General features: G+C 67.5%; 18 protein-coding genes. 9 read left to right on the plus strand and 9 right to left on the minus strand.

What is annotated here, in order from left to right; all coding sequences use genetic code 11:
• Window positions 1–24: 24 nt before the first annotated feature.
• Both VI123_RS09640 and VI123_RS09645 read right to left on the minus strand, forming a co-directional pair.
• Window positions 25–1,134, minus strand: coding sequence for a glutamate-cysteine ligase family protein (locus VI123_RS09640; RefSeq protein WP_336337844.1), 1,110 nt, complete (start codon window positions 1,132–1,134; stop codon window positions 25–27).
• Window positions 1,135–1,357: 223 nt separating this feature from the next.
• Window positions 1,358–2,182 (minus strand): aldo/keto reductase, encoded by an 825-nt coding sequence (locus VI123_RS09645; RefSeq protein ID WP_336337845.1) that lies wholly within the window; start codon window positions 2,180–2,182, stop codon window positions 1,358–1,360.
• Window positions 2,183–2,439: 257 nt separating this feature from the next.
• On the opposite strand from VI123_RS09645, the gene VI123_RS09650 reads away from it, so the two are divergent.
• Complete coding sequence (locus VI123_RS09650; protein ID WP_336337846.1) at window positions 2,440–2,949, plus strand: hypothetical protein; 510 nt, start codon at window positions 2,440–2,442, stop codon at window positions 2,947–2,949.
• A 13-nt stretch (window positions 2,950–2,962) separates the two neighbouring features.
• Here the strand turns inward: VI123_RS09650 and VI123_RS09655 are convergent, their stop codons facing one another.
• Both VI123_RS09655 and VI123_RS09660 read right to left on the minus strand, forming a co-directional pair.
• Window positions 2,963–3,928, minus strand: a complete 966-nt coding sequence (locus VI123_RS09655) for a beta propeller repeat protein (RefSeq protein ID WP_336337847.1) — start codon at window positions 3,926–3,928, stop codon at window positions 2,963–2,965.
• A 192-nt stretch (window positions 3,929–4,120) separates the two neighbouring features.
• Window positions 4,121–5,041 carry a molybdopterin-binding protein gene (locus tag VI123_RS09660; protein WP_336337848.1) on the minus strand — a complete coding sequence of 307 codons (921 nt, stop codon included), beginning with the start codon at window positions 5,039–5,041 and terminating at the stop codon, window positions 4,121–4,123.
• A 112-nt stretch (window positions 5,042–5,153) separates the two neighbouring features.
• Here VI123_RS09660 and VI123_RS09665 point away from each other — a divergent pair, with 112 nt between their 5' ends.
• The 3 genes from VI123_RS09665 to VI123_RS09675 all read left to right on the plus strand — a co-directional run bounded on the left by VI123_RS09665 (window position 5,154) and on the right by VI123_RS09675 (window position 7,596).
• Window positions 5,154–5,312, plus strand: coding sequence for a hypothetical protein (locus VI123_RS09665; protein WP_336337849.1), 159 nt, complete (start codon window positions 5,154–5,156; stop codon window positions 5,310–5,312).
• A 127-nt stretch (window positions 5,313–5,439) separates the two neighbouring features.
• A complete protein-coding gene (locus VI123_RS09670; protein WP_336337850.1) occupies window positions 5,440–5,760 on the plus strand; it encodes a hypothetical protein in 321 nt (106 codons plus the stop codon).
• Window positions 5,761–5,802: 42 nt separating this feature from the next.
• Window positions 5,803–7,596: a histidine kinase N-terminal 7TM domain-containing protein gene (locus VI123_RS09675; protein ID WP_336337851.1), complete on the plus strand. Its 1,794-nt coding sequence runs from the start codon at window positions 5,803–5,805 to the stop codon at window positions 7,594–7,596.
• Between the two features lie 5 nt (window positions 7,597–7,601).
• On the opposite strand, the gene VI123_RS09680 is transcribed toward VI123_RS09675, so the two are convergent.
• The 3 genes from VI123_RS09680 to VI123_RS09690 form a co-directional block, all read right to left on the minus strand.
• Entirely contained in the window at window positions 7,602–8,300 is a 699-nt protein-coding gene (locus tag VI123_RS09680; RefSeq protein WP_336337852.1) for an SDR family NAD(P)-dependent oxidoreductase, read from the minus strand.
• A 64-nt stretch (window positions 8,301–8,364) separates the two neighbouring features.
• The gene (gene idi / locus VI123_RS09685; RefSeq protein ID WP_336337853.1) at window positions 8,365–8,928 is read right to left on the minus strand and encodes an isopentenyl-diphosphate Delta-isomerase; all 564 of its coding nucleotides are present in this window, start codon (window positions 8,926–8,928) and stop codon (window positions 8,365–8,367) included.
• 47 nt (window positions 8,929–8,975) lie between these two features.
• On the minus strand, window positions 8,976–9,611 hold the full coding sequence (locus VI123_RS09690; protein WP_336337854.1) for a helix-turn-helix domain-containing protein: 636 nt from the start codon (window positions 9,609–9,611) through the stop codon (window positions 8,976–8,978).
• 193 nt (window positions 9,612–9,804) lie between these two features.
• Between VI123_RS09690 and VI123_RS09695 the strand changes: the two genes are divergently transcribed.
• From VI123_RS09695 to VI123_RS09715, 5 genes are all read left to right on the plus strand, one after another.
• Window positions 9,805–10,218, plus strand: coding sequence for an SRPBCC family protein (locus VI123_RS09695; protein ID WP_336337855.1), 414 nt, complete (start codon window positions 9,805–9,807; stop codon window positions 10,216–10,218).
• A 109-nt stretch (window positions 10,219–10,327) separates the two neighbouring features.
• Complete coding sequence (locus tag VI123_RS09700; RefSeq protein WP_336337856.1) at window positions 10,328–10,843, plus strand: hypothetical protein; 516 nt, start codon at window positions 10,328–10,330, stop codon at window positions 10,841–10,843.
• A gap of 138 nt (window positions 10,844–10,981) precedes the next feature.
• A complete protein-coding gene (locus VI123_RS09705; RefSeq protein ID WP_336337857.1) occupies window positions 10,982–11,287 on the plus strand; it encodes a CGCGG family putative rSAM-modified RiPP protein in 306 nt (101 codons plus the stop codon).
• On the plus strand, window positions 11,288–12,361 hold the full coding sequence (locus VI123_RS09710) for a radical SAM protein (RefSeq protein WP_336337858.1): 1,074 nt from the start codon (window positions 11,288–11,290) through the stop codon (window positions 12,359–12,361).
• A 65-nt stretch (window positions 12,362–12,426) separates the two neighbouring features.
• Complete coding sequence (locus VI123_RS09715) at window positions 12,427–13,074, plus strand: helix-turn-helix domain-containing protein (RefSeq protein ID WP_336337859.1); 648 nt, start codon at window positions 12,427–12,429, stop codon at window positions 13,072–13,074.
• Between the two features lie 346 nt (window positions 13,075–13,420).
• Here the strand turns inward: VI123_RS09715 and VI123_RS09720 are convergent, their stop codons facing one another.
• Window positions 13,421–13,651: a DUF2249 domain-containing protein gene (locus VI123_RS09720; RefSeq protein ID WP_336337860.1), complete on the minus strand. Its 231-nt coding sequence runs from the start codon at window positions 13,649–13,651 to the stop codon at window positions 13,421–13,423.
• 103 nt (window positions 13,652–13,754) lie between these two features.
• Window positions 13,755–14,051 (minus strand): hypothetical protein, encoded by a 297-nt coding sequence (locus VI123_RS09725; RefSeq protein WP_008310576.1) that lies wholly within the window; start codon window positions 14,049–14,051, stop codon window positions 13,755–13,757.
• Window positions 14,052–14,103: the final 52 nt, after the last annotated feature.

Consider the following 14,103-nt stretch of genomic DNA (forward strand, 5'->3'; position numbering starts at 1 on the left):
TGGCGGTCCCTAAACTGTCCCGTCTCAGTCGAGCGCGACCGGCTCGGCCTGTCGCACGTCGTCCTGGAGTCGGTCGGCGTGTTCCAGTCGAATCTCGCGGGCCTCGCTGACCGTGACCGGTTCCGGCCTGTCGAACGTCGGCGAGACCGGCTCGTAGGCGTCCACGTCGAACCCCATCCGGTCGAGGTACGACGCCACGTCGGCGCTGACCCCGTCCCGGATAGCGTCGTTGGCGTACTCGAGCACCGCGTCGAACTCCGGGAGCACGATTTCGTCGTCGGTCACGCGGCCCGTCGCCCCGTCGATTCGCACCTCGGTACCCCTGAGGTGGTCCATCAGGGACGCCACGTCGTCGGACAGCCGCAGGACCTGGCTCGGGAGCGCGGCGTCCGGCGACCGCCACTCGACGGTGCCGAACTCCTCCCGGAGCTGGACCGGCGTCCAGATGGCGCTCTCGGGGTCGAAGCAGGCCGCGACGGTCCGGCGGTCGATGCCGGCGTCGATAGCCGCGGTCACGAAGTCGTCGTAGCGCCGTTCGAGCCGGCGGTCCCACTCTTCGGCGTCGTCGAGGTACGACCACAGCCACCCCTGGTGTGGCACCGAGTTGTACGCCATCCAGCGGTACAGTTTCGAGCGGGCGCTGTCGGCCAGCCGCCGGCCGCGGAAGTACGGCGACGACGAGACGAGCGCCAGCGCGGGGTCGACGGCGATGAGCGCGTTCAGCTGGTCGATGGCCCGCCCCGGCTGCTGTTCGACGTGGATGTGCGTGCCGGCGCAGTGGCGCACGTACTCGAAGTCCTCGCCGACGACGCGGTTCTGAATCCGGGTCCGGTCGCTCGGTAGCTCCGCGATTTCGTCGGTGTTGACCGGGGTCGAGAGCGGAACGAGCCGTTTCCCGAGGTCGTCGCCCCGCCGCAGCACGCTCTCGAGTCGGTCGAGGAGTTCCTCGTGTAGCTCTGTCGCTGTCTCACACGGCGTCGTCTTGATTTCCAGCAGAGGCTCGACGAACTCCCGCTCCGCCCCCGGAGTTGCGTCGACGAGCGCGCCCGGTTCGACCAGTCGGCCCGCGTCGTCGACGACCCAGTATTCCACTTCGATGCTCCGTCGTATCGGTTCGGATTCGTGTACTGACACAGTGGCCTCGCTGTGGGTGCCGCGGTGTGTCCCCGTGTTGGGCCCTAATGATAACACACCACATGAATCCTGGGGCCAGACAGCTAATGATTGTTGTGTGATTAGTAATATTTGCCCACACCTGCGGCCACGATTATCGGGATAGCCGCCGTGAAACCGAACGGACAGGCCACAATCCGTCGAATCCCCGTACGTCCCGGTTCGGGTCGAGGCGGAACGCCGCTCAGAACGGCCACTGCGACCGGACGAACTGCACGCCGGTCTTGAGTTTCGACGGGTCCCGAATCCGCTCTATCTCCGCGTCGGTGAGTTCGAAATCGAACACCGCGAGGTTCGCTTCGAGGTGGTCGCGGCTGGACGCCTTCGGAATCGCGGCCACGCCGTCCTGCTGGACGAGCCACCGGAGCGCGACCTGTGCGGGGGACTTGCCGTAGCGGTTCCCTATCTGGACGAGCGCGGGGTCGTCCAGGACGCCGCCGCGGGCCAGCGGGCTGTAGGCGGTCAGGAGCACGTCGTGGATGCGGCAGTAGTCGAGCAGTTTGCGCTGGTCCCAGTATGGGTGGTATTGCACCTGGTCGGTCAGGATCGGGGCCGAGGAGATGCTTCGGGCCTCGTCCAGCAGCGACGGCGAGAAGTTGCTGACGCCGACGTTCCGGACCAGTCCCTCCTCGACGAGGTCGTTCATCGCGCCGAGGGTCTCCGACAGCGGGGCCATCCACGGGGTGTTCGGCCAGTGGATGAGCAGGAGATCCAGGTAGTCCGTCCCCAGTTTGTTCAGGCTCTCCCGGGTCGACCGGCGGACGCTGCGCTCGTCGCGGTTGGAACCGTCGAGTTTCGTCGTCAGGAACACGTCCTCGCGGTCGACGCTGGCGGCCTCTATCCCCAGGCCCACCTGTCGTTCGTTGCCGTAGGCCTGTGCGGTGTCGACGTGGCGATAGCCCATCTCCAGGGCCGCCTCGACGGTCTCGGTACAGGACGGCCCGGTCAGCTGCCACGTTCCGAGGCCGATTGCGGGGACCGACGTTCCCTGGACCTGAATCTCGTCCATACCGTTCGTTCGCGTCACGCAGGTAAAACGTCGGTGTCCGTACGGGCGGCACGGCAAGCGGTTACAGGTCAGGGGTATGTCGGGGCTACCGGCGGAGGCCACCGGTATTCTTTATGAACAATTGCTAGGTACTAACACTGCGTCCGTTTTACTGGTCCTGTCTCACGAGGGACAGGAATGAGCTTCATGGACAACTACCGCCTACGACGACTGCTGGTGTCAGCACACGAACAGTCCGCGGTCCGGGGGTATCGCACATGAGCGAGCTGTCAGGTGTGTTCGTCTCGTTGACGACCGGTGCCGGACAATACGCGGGCACCGACGACCACGTGTACCTCGGCATCTGTGGCACGGTCGGCGGCCGCGAGTTCGCGCTTGACGTCGAAAACTTCGACGACTGGGAGGAGGGAAGCGTCGTGACGTACTCGTTCGGACAGTACGCGAACTTCTACGGTGGGAAGGACCCTCGGACCGCGGCGGACCAACTCGACCGGATGACCATCTGTCTGCCGAACGTCACGCACGTCTATCTCCGCAAACAGGGGAACCGGACGACGTCGGGCGACGACTACTGGGAGTTAGACGAGTGTCACGTCAACCTCCATTCGCGGTCGTCGACCCGACAGTTCGTCTCGACCGGGACGGCACGCCTCGGAAACGAGTACGGACACAAGGTCTGGCTGGCCGAGTCGTTCCACCAGGGGACCTATCGGGACGCGCGCATCCCCGCGGACGGAGAGGCCGAGTGCCAGCGCGACCGGAAGTAGCGAGCCTCGCCGACTACTTCTCGAGGATAGTCCCGCCCGCGCCGACCGCGATGTCGGTGCCGCCGCGGACGACGGCCTTCAGGTTCTCGCCGGCGGGGGTCTCCTCCTGCGTCCAGTCACCGCCGCCGAGGCCGTACACCTTGCCGCCGCCCCCGACGGTGTAGCCGGTGCTGTCGTCGTCGGTGACCTCGATGTCGCGCAGGCCGGCGTCGCCCGTGTCGGTCGGCGTCCACTCGGAGCCGTTCCAGTGGAATATCATGCCGCCGCCGCCGGATATCCACACGTCGTCCGGGCCGTCGGAGTCGACGCCGTAGAAGTTGACGTTGGCGTCGGCCAGCCCTATCTTGTCCCACGTCGAGCCGTCGTCGGTGACGAAGACGCTCTTGTTGCCGTCGACGATGTGCCCCGAGCGGACGCCGTGGAAGTCGACGGCGTTGATGGCCGACCCGGAGCCGGGCGTGGTGTAGTCCCACGTCTGACTCGCGCCGTTCTCGAAGGAGTAGTACATCTTCCCGGAGTCGCCGGCGACGTAGACGTTCGCCTCGCCGGCCGCTCCGGTCACGGACACGTCGTTGAAGTTGTTCGTGACGTCCATCGGGGCGCTGTGGTCGGTGAGCACGCCGGACTCCACGTCGTACTCGCCGATTGCACCGGACGCGCCGACGAACCAGAGGGCCTTGCCGTCGTCGGTCACGTCGGCCCCGTAGAGGCTGTTGCCGTTGCCGGTCGGGCCGCCGCCGAGGACCTTCTGCCAGCCCACGCCGGTCCGTTCGAGGACGATGCCGCCGCCCGCCACCGCGTACGCGCCGGCCGCGGTGTATTCGACGTCGTGGAGGGTGTTCCCGGTCGGGGACTCGACGGACTCCCAGGGACCGGTTGCCGCAACCGTGCCGGAGACGGCCGCACCGCCCAGCGCAGTCGCAACTGTCGCGCCGATACCCTTGAGCACGCCGCGTCGCGTCGCGTTGCGTTCGGACATGGCACCCGACTCTGTGGGTTGGCTGCACTTCAATGGGCGGCGCAGTTAACGACCTTTCACGCCGATTTAAACGTTTAAACGGCCGATATAGCGGTATTGGGCCGGTTTCGGCAGAAAACCGGTCGGCGCGGCACAACCGGCAAATATCACATTAAGCCGGCTAAACGGACACAAGACTGATACCGGGCAGCCTCAGGACAGTTCAGCGACGAGCGACGGGGCCTCCGCCGCGATGACCTCCTGGATACCGACGCGGGCCGCCGCCGGGTCCGCGGGCAGGCAAAACACCGGCGTCCCGTCGGCGACCCCCGCGGTCGCGCGAACGGCGATGACGCCGGTCCCCTTGTGTTCGAACAGGAGGCTCCGGTAGACCTCCTCGAACCCCGGCAGGGCCTTCTCGAACAGCGGGTGGACCGCTTCGAGGGTCTGCTCCGACCGCGTGACGCCGAGGCCGCCAGCGGTGACGACGACCTCCACGTCCTCGCGGCCGACCAGCCTGTCGACGGTTCCCTGGATGCCGTCGTAGCCCCCCTGCAGTCGTTCGCGGGCCGTGACCGTCTGTCCGGTCGCTTCGAGAGCCGCTTCCACTGCCTCGCCCGTCGGGTCGCCCTCGGCCGTCGCCGTCCCGACCGTGACGACGGCGGCGGCGACCCCCCGGTCCGCTGAAGCGTCGGTCCGGGGTGCCGTCTGCTCTGGCCGCCCGTCAGCCGTCTGTTCCCCGGCGGCTGGCGTCTCCTCCGATGGACCACCCGACTGCGTCTCCGGAACAGCGTCCTCAGCCGTCTCCCGTGGCCCCTCGGCAGACTGCTCGGTAGCCTGCGGTTCCGTGTCCGGCTGGCTGTCGGCCGTTCGGTCCGCCGCCTCGTCGATTCTGTCCGCGACGGTGGTGTCGCTCTCGGTCGCCAGCGGATCGGACTCGGCGGCCGCCGCGTCGTCGGCTCCGGGTTCTGCCTCCTCGCTCGCCGTTTCGTCGCCGCTCGCCGCTGGCTCGGTCGATTCTTCGCTCGCAGTCTCGGTGTCGCCCTCCGTGGATTCGTCGTCGCTCGCCTCGTCGTCCCCCGCGTCGTCGTCAGTCGGGCCCCGGCGCGTGTCGCGGGACTGGAAATCCACCATACTCCCCCACCGGTCCCGGTCGATAAATACCCTGACGACAGTTTCCGGAACTGTGGCGTGAATAATATCTGCTATCAACAGAGTTAAAATATGTTAGAAAAATATAGAATATATGGCCGGGACCTACCACGTCGTCTGCCACGAGTGTGCGTTCGAGGGACTGTACGAGGAGCCGTCGGTCGCGGAGGGCCGGCGGGACGCACACGCGTCCGCCAGCGGGCACCGGATGAGCCTGTGTGACATCTCGGGCCGGGACGCGGTCGGGCGGTAGCGGGACCGTTAGCGTTTTGCGCTCGCTTGCCTGACTCCGAGACATGCAGCCACGCTGTTCCGACGGTCTCTCCGGGGTGGACCCATCGTGACACACCGTTCCTGCGGCCACGGCGGGGTGCGTGCCGATGGCTGACGACGAATCGGGCTACGTCCACCGCCCCGACAGGGAGCCCCCGTCCGCGGACGCCACCGCCGTGGACGGAGAGGCGGACGCGCAATCGGCCGACGGCCCCGAGTTCGGGGCGAGCGGCTGGGTTCTCGTTGGGATGGTCGGCGTCGCCTTCCTGCTCGTCCCCGGGGCGATTCTGTTCCTGCCGTCGGCACAGGGCGTCATCAGCAGCCTCGGGCTCACGCTCCGGGACGCCTACCTCACGCTCCCGCTCGTGCCGGCGTTCGTCCTCGGCGTCCTCGCCGTCTGGTCCGCGGTCCGCTCGCAGTCGAACTGACCGAGGTTAGTTATATCAGGGTCGCCATTACTACGCTATCGAATGGTCCTGTCGCCGCTCGCTGTCGTCCTGTTGTCAGGTGTCGTCGGGATGGGCGTCGCCTTTCTGGTGTGGCTCCACCGGGACCGACCGGGCGCGGGACCGCTGGCGGTGTTCGTCGTCGCGGCGAGCCTCTGGGCCGTCACGTACGGCATCGAACTCGCGGTGCCGGGACTGCCAACCATGGAGCGGCTCGTCCAGTTCCAGCTGACGCTATCGGTCGTCATCCCCGTCGCGTGGCTCGTGACCGTCGTCGAGTACACCGGCCACCCACACTGGCTCACCCGACGCCGGACGGCGCTGTTGCTCGCCGAACCGGCGGTGTTTGTCACGCTCGTGTGGTCGAACCGCGCCCACCAGCTCATCTGGTCCGGGAGCGGGACCCAGCACGTCTCGGCGTCGTCGGTGACGCTCGTTCCCGAGTACGGCGTCGTGTACTGGGGCCACATGTCCTACATTCTGCTGCTGGTTCTGGCCGGCGGCGGCCTCCTGTTGCGGATGCTGTTCCGGTCGAACCAGGTGTTTCGAGGGCAGAGCATCGCGCTACTTTCCGCTATCGCCGTTCCGACGATTATCCAGATGCTGTTCGTGCTCGGGGCGGTACCGACGGCCTTCGACCCGACGAGCCTCGGCTACGTCGCGTCGGGGGTCGTCCTCTCGGTCGCCATCCTCCGCGGCCAGTTGCTCGACGTGGCCCCGGTGACCCGGGAACTGGGCCGGGAGGCGGTGTTCGCCGAGATGGACGACCAGGTCATCATCGTCGACGGCGAGGGCCGCATCGTCGACGTCAACGAGGCCGCCACGGCGCTGTTCGACGCCGACCGGGGCGCGCTGCTCGGCCGCTCGCTGGCGCGGACGCTACCGGCACTCGCCGAGACGGTCCCCGACCCCGGCGAGCGGGCGCGAACCGAGACGCCCCTCGAACACGACGGCGGCGTCCGGTACTACGACGTCCGCGTGATACCGCTGTACCGCGCCTACGGCGTCGTCTCGGGCCATCTCGTCAGCCTCCGTGACGTCACCGACCGCCGACAGCGCGAGCAGCGCCTCGACGTGCTCAATCGGTTGCTCCGACACGACATCCGCAACGAGATGAACGTCGTCAAGGGGAACGCGGACCTGCTCCGGGACACGGCCGACACCGAGGAGCGCGAGCGACTCGGCCGCATCATCAGCACGGTCGACGACATCGTCGACCGGAGCAACAAAATCGGGCGGGTCACCGAAGCCCTGGAGACCGAACAGCACAGCCCGACGCAACTGCACGAACTGCTGGCGTCGGTCGTGAGCGACGCCCGACGGCGCAACCCCGACGCGTCGGTCACGTTCTCCTGCGACGGGACCATCTGGGTCCGAGGTGGGCCGTCGGTCCACATCGCGCTGGAGGAACTGGTCGAGAACGCCGTCGAACACCGGGCAACGGCCGAGGGGCCTGTCGAGGTCGAGATTACCGCGAGCCGGACCGACGGGACGCCGGGCGTCCGCGTGGCCGTCCACGACAACGGGCCCGGTATCGCCGCCCACGAGCGGGAGGTCATCCGCTCGGGCACCGAGACGCCGCTCAAGCACGGCTCCGGAGTCGGCCTCTGGCTCGTCAACTGGATAGTCCGGAACCTCGGCGGCCGGATGTCCTTCCCCGACACGGACGGGCCGGGAACGACCGTTGAACTGCAACTGCCGGCGGCCGACCCGAAACCGGACGGGACGTCACCGACGGACTCGGTCCCGGGCGGTTCGGTACCCGACGACTCGGTCCCGGACGAGGCGACACCGGCCCGCGGCGACCGCGCCGACTGAGTCCGTTACCAGTCGATTTCGGCCTTGTCGCGCCAGAACCGTCCGCTGGGCGCATCAGGCCGGAAGCGGGCGAGCCAGACCGGCGTCTCGGCCCCCTTCTCGGGCGTCCGCGGGGCGCTGCCCTCGGTCATGTCCGTCTGGACGTAGCCCGGACACACCGAGTTTGCGACGAGGCCGTCGGCCGCGTACTCGCCGTCGAGGTACTTCGTCAGCCCGTTGACGCCCGTCTTCGAGATTCGATAGGCCGGCGTGCCGCCGGACTGGCTCTCGGTGATGGCCCCCAGCCCGGAGGACATGCTGACGACGCGGCCGCCCTCGTCGGCCAACAACAGCGGGAGGGCGTACTTCGTCATGAGGACCGCCCCCCGGAGGTTCGTGTCGAGGGTGTGGTCGATGACGTCGGCCGGCATCTCGTCGAGTGGCTCCCGCGAGTCCATCACCCCGGCGTTGTTGACCAGGGCGTCGAGACGGCCCTGTTCGCGCTCGATGCGGTCGACGGCGGCGACCATCCCCTCGTCGTCGGTCACGTCGAGTTCGATGGCGCGGCGGTCCGACGCCCCGATGTCGTCGGTGTCGCGCGCGCCGGCGTACACCGTCGCGCCGAGGTCGACCAGCCCGTCGGCGATTGCCTTCCCGATGCCCCGTGTCGCGCCGGTGACGAGTACGACCTGCCCGTCGAGGCTGTCGTAGAGCGGAACGTCCATACGCGGCGTTGGGCGGCCGGGCCGAAAAGGAGGGGGGTCGTGGCGACGCGGTGCCGGGGCCGACCTACCGTTCCTCGTCCCGACGCATCGCGATTTCGAACCAGGGACAGAGGCGGAGCTGGCGGTAGTACTCGGGGTGTTCGCGCAGTCGGTCGTAAGGGACCCACATGACACCGTCGACCTCCTCGGGGTTCGGGTCGAGCGTGGTGTCGGTCAGCGTCGCCTGCAGAACCGCACACACCTCCCATTCGAGGCCGGCGTTCTCGTAGTAGCGCTTGTACTCGAACCGGTCGGTCACGCGGAGGTCCCGGTACTGGGAGGGCTCGATACCCAGTTCCTCTTCGAGCCGTTCCTCGGTGGCTTCGACCTGCGTCTGGCCCTGGACGGGGTGGGAGGCGACGGTGCCGTCCCAGTGGGTGTCCCAGAGGCGCTTGTTGGCGGCCCGCTGTGCGAGCAGGATTCGGCCGTCCTCGTCGAACAGCAGGGCGGTGAACGCGCGGTGGCGAACCCCGTCACCGGTGTGGGCATCGAGCCGATTGACCAGCCCCTCCTCGTTGTCGTCGGCGTCCACCGCGACGACCTCCTGTCGGGCGTTCTCGTGTGTCTCGTCGACCGCGTCGGAACTCATATGTCGTACCTCTCACAGAGGCGCGTATTACGCCCTTCGACTTCCCGTCACCGCGCCGGATGCTCCGAGACGAACTGCTTGAGTATCTGCTCTTCCGCGCGGTGGAGCGTCTCGCTGCAGGTCGACTTGGCGATGCCGACGCGGTCTGCCAGTTCCGTCAGCGAACACTCCCGCGGCGTGTCGTAGTAGCCCGCGTCGATGGCCTCCTCGACCAGTTCGAACTGGCTCTCGGTGAGCACCTGCTCGGTTTCGAGGTGCTGCCGGATGCGGTCGACGCTGAAGGAGATGCCGAACTCCTCCAGTTGCTCGCCGAGCTCGGAGAGTCGCTCCTGTGGCGCGGAGATGTCCCAGACGGCCTCGCCGTCCGAGAGCGTGAACGGCATCTCCAGCGGGACGCCCGACCCCTGGACTGGAAAGAGCAGGAGCGGCATCGACGTCTCGAACTGGACCAGCGCGCTGTCGTCGCGGTGGGAGAGTATCTCCAGCGTGGTGACCGAGTCCCGGGCTTCGATGTCACGCAGCACCGCCGGGAGGTCGTCGGACGTTATCTCCGCCAGGCCGACGCCGGAGTCCTCGCCGGGGAGCGCCGAGAGGATTCGGAACGTCGCGTCGGCGTACGTGCGTGACACCTCGCCGATCCAGATTTCCTCCGGAATCGTGAGCGTGAGTTCAGCGTGTGGCATGGGTATATCCGAATATATTCGCCCGGCCCCTGCGGCCCTGCTCCCGAACATGTTCGGCTACCGGTGGCTGGGAAAAGAATCTTGGGGGGAACTGCCGTCCGCTGTCGGCGCGGGCAGCGACCACGCAAGACCGACGTGCCGAACATCTCCGGCTATGGCGAACGCTTATTCCGTCGGCCACTCGCCGTCCGATATGGAGCGCGTCTCGCTGACCCGGACGGTCCCGGCCGACCCGGCGACAGTCACCGACCTGATGACCGACGTCGCGCCGTTCATGCGCGCGGCGGGGTTCGACGAGGTGACCCTCGACGGGGACACCCTCGGCATCACGAACCGCGTCGGGCTGTTCGAAATCGACCTCGACCTCGAACTCGTCGAGACCGACGCCGTGTTGCGGTACGAACAGCGCCAGGGCATCTTCGAGTCGATGATGACGGAGTACAGCGTCGAAGCCGTCGATGAGGGGACCGACGTGACGGCGACGACGGAGTACAGCGCCCTCGACCTCCCGGTGCTGGGCGAGATGCTCGACTCGACCGTCATCTCCCGCCAGCGCACGAAGGAACTCAACAGGCAGTTCGACTGGCTCATCGAGCAGGTGGACTAGCGGCCGCGTGGCTACGGTCGCCCGCCTCACGGGCGTGAAGTAACTGTTCTGTGTGTCCCCGAATATGACAACCAGAAGACCGATACGGTCAGGGGAGGTTGCTTGCGACATGGCTTTCCGTCCACTTCTGACGGTGGCTCTCATCATCTGTGCCGGCATCGTGGCTTCGCTGGTCCTGTTTCCCACACTCTCTCATCTCAGCCCTCCTCCCGAGGTAACGACAGCTGACACACCGACGGTCGACCCGTCCGTTCCCGCCCCGTACGACGGTACGAAAGCCGAACCCACTGCGGTCATCCAGGTCGGGGGAGGCAGGGGTGGCCTGCCAATCCAGGTCTGGAACGACAGCCCGGCGAACCGGACCGTGTCTGTAGCATTACTCCACAATGCCAGTGGTTCGACGGTCCTGACCCGTACAGAACCGCTTCCACCGAACGGGACACTTCGCCTGGAGATTCGGTCTCCGGGGTATCTCCTCGAAGTGACCGACGAATCGACACAGACCACCGGAACGTACCCAGTCACGACCGACCAGTTCGACTGCAATTCCCGGTTTGCAGAGGTCCGTATCGATAGCGATGGCGACGTCGACTCCCGGACCGTCGCCACGAATATGGGCTGTTAGTGGTGTTCACTGTGCTAACCGATAGGGCCATCCCCTGTCCCGACCGCCACGAGGAGCTTCCTGGCGTTCCCACCGACGGATAAATGCCCGAACATCTTCGGGAGAGAACCGAGGAACATCCGCCGGTAACGGGTATCCATGAGCCGTTCCCACGAGGACCTGCCGCCGGTCACGACCGAGGTGCACGACAACTCCTGGTCGGCGAACCTGGAGACGCCCGCACACGCCGAGGACCCCGACGTCGTCGTCGAGCAGGCCATCGACGCCGTCGAAAAGACGACGGCGGGGAACCACGTCAATCTGGTGAGCCATGCCGACCACGGCCACCCCGAGACGTACCTGTTCGACGCGCTGGCGGCGGCGTTCGGCGAGAGCGTCTCGGTGGAGTACGTCCAGCAGTGTGGCTGCGGGGGCCACGTCACCCGCGTCCACCGGGAGGCATAGATGCGGGGGACCCTCGACCTCGACCGCCAGCCGCTGGTGCTGATATGGGAAGTGACCCAGGCCTGCGAACTGGCGTGCAAACACTGTCGGGCCGACGCCCAGCCCCGCCGCCATCCCGACGAACTGTCGACGGCGGAGGGGAAGGCGCTGTTGGACCAGGCCCGCGAGTTCGGCGAGGGCCAGCTCGTCGTCCTCTCCGGCGGGGACCCGCTCGCCCGTGCGGACCTCCCGGAACTCATCGATTACGGGACCGAGCAGGGCCTCCGGATGACGCTGACCCCAAGTGGGACGACCTCGCTGACGCGGGACCGGCTGGCCGACCTCGACGACGCCGGGCTCCGGCGGCTGGCGCTGTCGCTCGACGGTGGCGACGGCGAGGCGCACGACGCCTTCCGCGGCGAGTCCGGGAGCTTCGAGGCGACGATGGAGGCCGCCGAGGCGGCCCGGGACCTCGACATCCCGCTGCAGATAAACACCACCGTCTGCGCGGAGACGGTCGAGCAACTGCCGGCGATACGGGACCTCGTCGCGGACCTCGACGCGGTGCTGTGGTCGGTGTTCTTCCTCGTCCCGGTCGGCCGCGGGCGGCTGCTGACGCCGATTCCCCCCGAGCGGGCCGAGCGCGTGCTCGAGTGGCTCCGCGAGGTCAGCGACGAGGCGTCGTTCGGCCTCAAGACGACCGAAGCGCCCCACTACCGGCGCGTGGCGATACAGAACCAGGACGAGGGGGCCAGCGGGCTCAAGCGTCGACTGGGTATCCGCGCCGGCAAGGGCTTTGCCTTCGTGAGCCACACCGGCGAGGTGTACCCATCCGGATTCCTGCCGGAGTCGGCGGGCAACGTCCGGGAGGAGAGCGTCGTGGACATCTACCGGGAGTCGTCGCTGTTCCAGCAGCTCAGGGACGACGACGCGCTGACGGGCAAGTGCGGGGCCTGCCGGTACCGGTCGGTCTGTGGCGGCAGTCGGTCGCGGGCCTACGCGACGACGGGGGACCCGCTGGCGGCGGACCCGCTGTGTGACTACCGGCCCGAGGGGTTCGATGGGTCCGTTCCCGACCAGCACCCGGCAGATTGAGGGGGTTTTTCATTCCGTGGGAACGCGCCTCGCCCGTTTTGTAACACGGTGTCACAGTATTCGGTATGAGCGACTCCGGCATCAGAGTGGAACTATCGGTCGACGCCCCGGAGGCCTGTCCGGTGGCGAGCGTCTCGGACGAGGCGGGCGCGGCGGTGACCGACATCGCCAGAAGTAGCCCGGATTCGGACGGCCAGGTCATCGAGGAGTTCACCGCGACGGACAGCGACGAGGCGACAATCGAGGCACGGGGGGACATGGACAAGGTGTTCGCCACGGGCAACGGGGCGCGCTACCAGTTCTCGCGGTCCCGGACCGACTGCGCCTGTGAGGCCATCGAGACCTTCGACTGCCCGGTCGCGGACATCCGCGCCGAGGGCGGCCGGCTCCAGCTGACGTTTCACGCCCCCGACGTCGACCGGGTGCGCGCCATCGTGACGCGGCTGAAGGAACTGTACGACGGCGTCTCGCTCCGGTCGATGCGGCGCAACGGCGACGTGGACCCGGTCGACTCGATTCTGGTCGACCGGAGCCAGCTCACCGACCGCCAGCGGGAAGTGCTCGAAACGGCCGTCGAGATGGGCTACTTCGAGTACCCGAAGGGGGCCAACGCCGGCGACGTGGCGGCGGAACTGGACATCTCCGTCTCGACGTTCGCGGAACACCTCGCCGCCGCCCAGACGAAACTGCTCGACAGCATCATCGCGGAGTAGGCCTACAGTGGGTCGCCACGACCCCCATCGGCGAGCGAACGCTGCTCCCAGGAGATACGTATAGAGAACTGCGCCGAGAACGCCAGCCGCCGCGCCGACCGGTCTCGTCCAGCCGACACGGCCGACAAGACCGAGTAGCTGCATGCCGAGTCCGCTCCCAAGCAGTGCAATCGAGAGCAGCGCCGTCCGGTCATCTGCACAGGGCCAGACGCCGACTGCCGGCGGGTAGAGCCCGAGCGTGACGACGACACGGCGGGGCACGGCGACCGCCATCGCGGCGTGGAAGCAGACGAAAAACAGCGCGCTGGCGGCGACGAACCACCGCGAGACGCGCTCGGTCCGCATCTCACTCCGGTCGTATCGTGACGTGCCACTCCCCGTCGGCGACCTGTTCGGCGTCGTACTGGTACCCCTTCCTCGTGAGCACGTCGTACAGCGGCACCGGCTCGAAACTGTTCACGAGCCGGAGCGTCTCACCCTCGCCGACCGAGTCCAGCGCGTCCATGATGTGTCCGAACGGTTCCCCGTCGACCTGTCGAACGTCGAGTTCACGTACGGTCTCCCGGTCCGTGTGCATACGTCCGACGACGGTCCCGTTTGGGCAGGCACTTGCCCCGAACGTGTTCGCTCGGCGGTGTGGGTCAGTTCGGGCCGGCCAGAACGGCCGCCGCTGTGACGGGTCACCGCAGCGTCGTGTAGCTCAGCCCGGCAATCGCCACGAACTGCAGCGAGCGCAGGACCAGCACGGCCTGCTGAACGTGCGGGTCGCCGGCGTAGAAGCTTTGCATCGAGAAGAAGAAGTAGACGGCGATGGCGTTCTCCGCGAGCATGGCGACGGCGAAGGCGATGAGACCGGCGACCAGTCCCGTCCGGAACGTCGCGTAGTTGCGGACCCACACGCCAAGCAGCGGGAGCAACAGCAGGACGTTGAGCCCCGCGAGCGCCGCCGCGGCGGTGATGAGCGGTCCCATCGCCATCAGCGCCGCTCCCCCCGCCCGCCGAGCGCGGCCCGGATGCTGGTTCGTCGCC

This window comes from Haloarcula sp. DT43, from assembly GCF_037078405.1.
GTDB lineage: Archaea > Halobacteriota > Halobacteria > Halobacteriales > Haloarculaceae > Haloarcula > Haloarcula brevis.

Coding starts and splice junctions, on each gene's coding strand:
- VI123_RS09645 (WP_336337845.1), bottom strand. CDS start 2,182: ATGGACGAGATTCAGGTCCAGGGAACGTCGGTCCCCGCAATCGGCCTC.
- VI123_RS09650 (WP_336337846.1), top strand. CDS start 2,440: ATGAGCGAGCTGTCAGGTGTGTTCGTCTCGTTGACGACCGGTGCCGGA.
- VI123_RS09655 (WP_336337847.1), bottom strand. CDS start 3,928: ATGTCCGAACGCAACGCGACGCGACGCGGCGTGCTCAAGGGTATCGGC.
- VI123_RS09660 (WP_336337848.1), bottom strand. CDS start 5,041: ATGGTGGATTTCCAGTCCCGCGACACGCGCCGGGGCCCGACTGACGAC.
- VI123_RS09665 (WP_336337849.1), top strand. CDS start 5,154: ATGGCCGGGACCTACCACGTCGTCTGCCACGAGTGTGCGTTCGAGGGA.
- VI123_RS09670 (WP_336337850.1), top strand. CDS start 5,440: ATGGCTGACGACGAATCGGGCTACGTCCACCGCCCCGACAGGGAGCCC.
- VI123_RS09675 (WP_336337851.1), top strand. CDS start 5,803: ATGGTCCTGTCGCCGCTCGCTGTCGTCCTGTTGTCAGGTGTCGTCGGG.
- VI123_RS09680 (WP_336337852.1), bottom strand. CDS start 8,300: ATGGACGTTCCGCTCTACGACAGCCTCGACGGGCAGGTCGTACTCGTC.
- idi (WP_336337853.1), bottom strand. CDS start 8,928: ATGAGTTCCGACGCGGTCGACGAGACACACGAGAACGCCCGACAGGAG.
- VI123_RS09690 (WP_336337854.1), bottom strand. CDS start 9,611: ATGCCACACGCTGAACTCACGCTCACGATTCCGGAGGAAATCTGGATC.
- VI123_RS09695 (WP_336337855.1), top strand. CDS start 9,805: ATGGAGCGCGTCTCGCTGACCCGGACGGTCCCGGCCGACCCGGCGACA.
- VI123_RS09700 (WP_336337856.1), top strand. CDS start 10,328: ATGGCTTTCCGTCCACTTCTGACGGTGGCTCTCATCATCTGTGCCGGC.
- VI123_RS09705 (WP_336337857.1), top strand. CDS start 10,982: ATGAGCCGTTCCCACGAGGACCTGCCGCCGGTCACGACCGAGGTGCAC.
- VI123_RS09710 (WP_336337858.1), top strand. CDS start 11,288: ATGCGGGGGACCCTCGACCTCGACCGCCAGCCGCTGGTGCTGATATGG.
- VI123_RS09715 (WP_336337859.1), top strand. CDS start 12,427: ATGAGCGACTCCGGCATCAGAGTGGAACTATCGGTCGACGCCCCGGAG.
- VI123_RS09720 (WP_336337860.1), bottom strand. CDS start 13,651: ATGCACACGGACCGGGAGACCGTACGTGAACTCGACGTTCGACAGGTC.
- VI123_RS09725 (WP_008310576.1), bottom strand. CDS start 14,051: ATGGCGATGGGACCGCTCATCACCGCCGCGGCGGCGCTCGCGGGGCTC.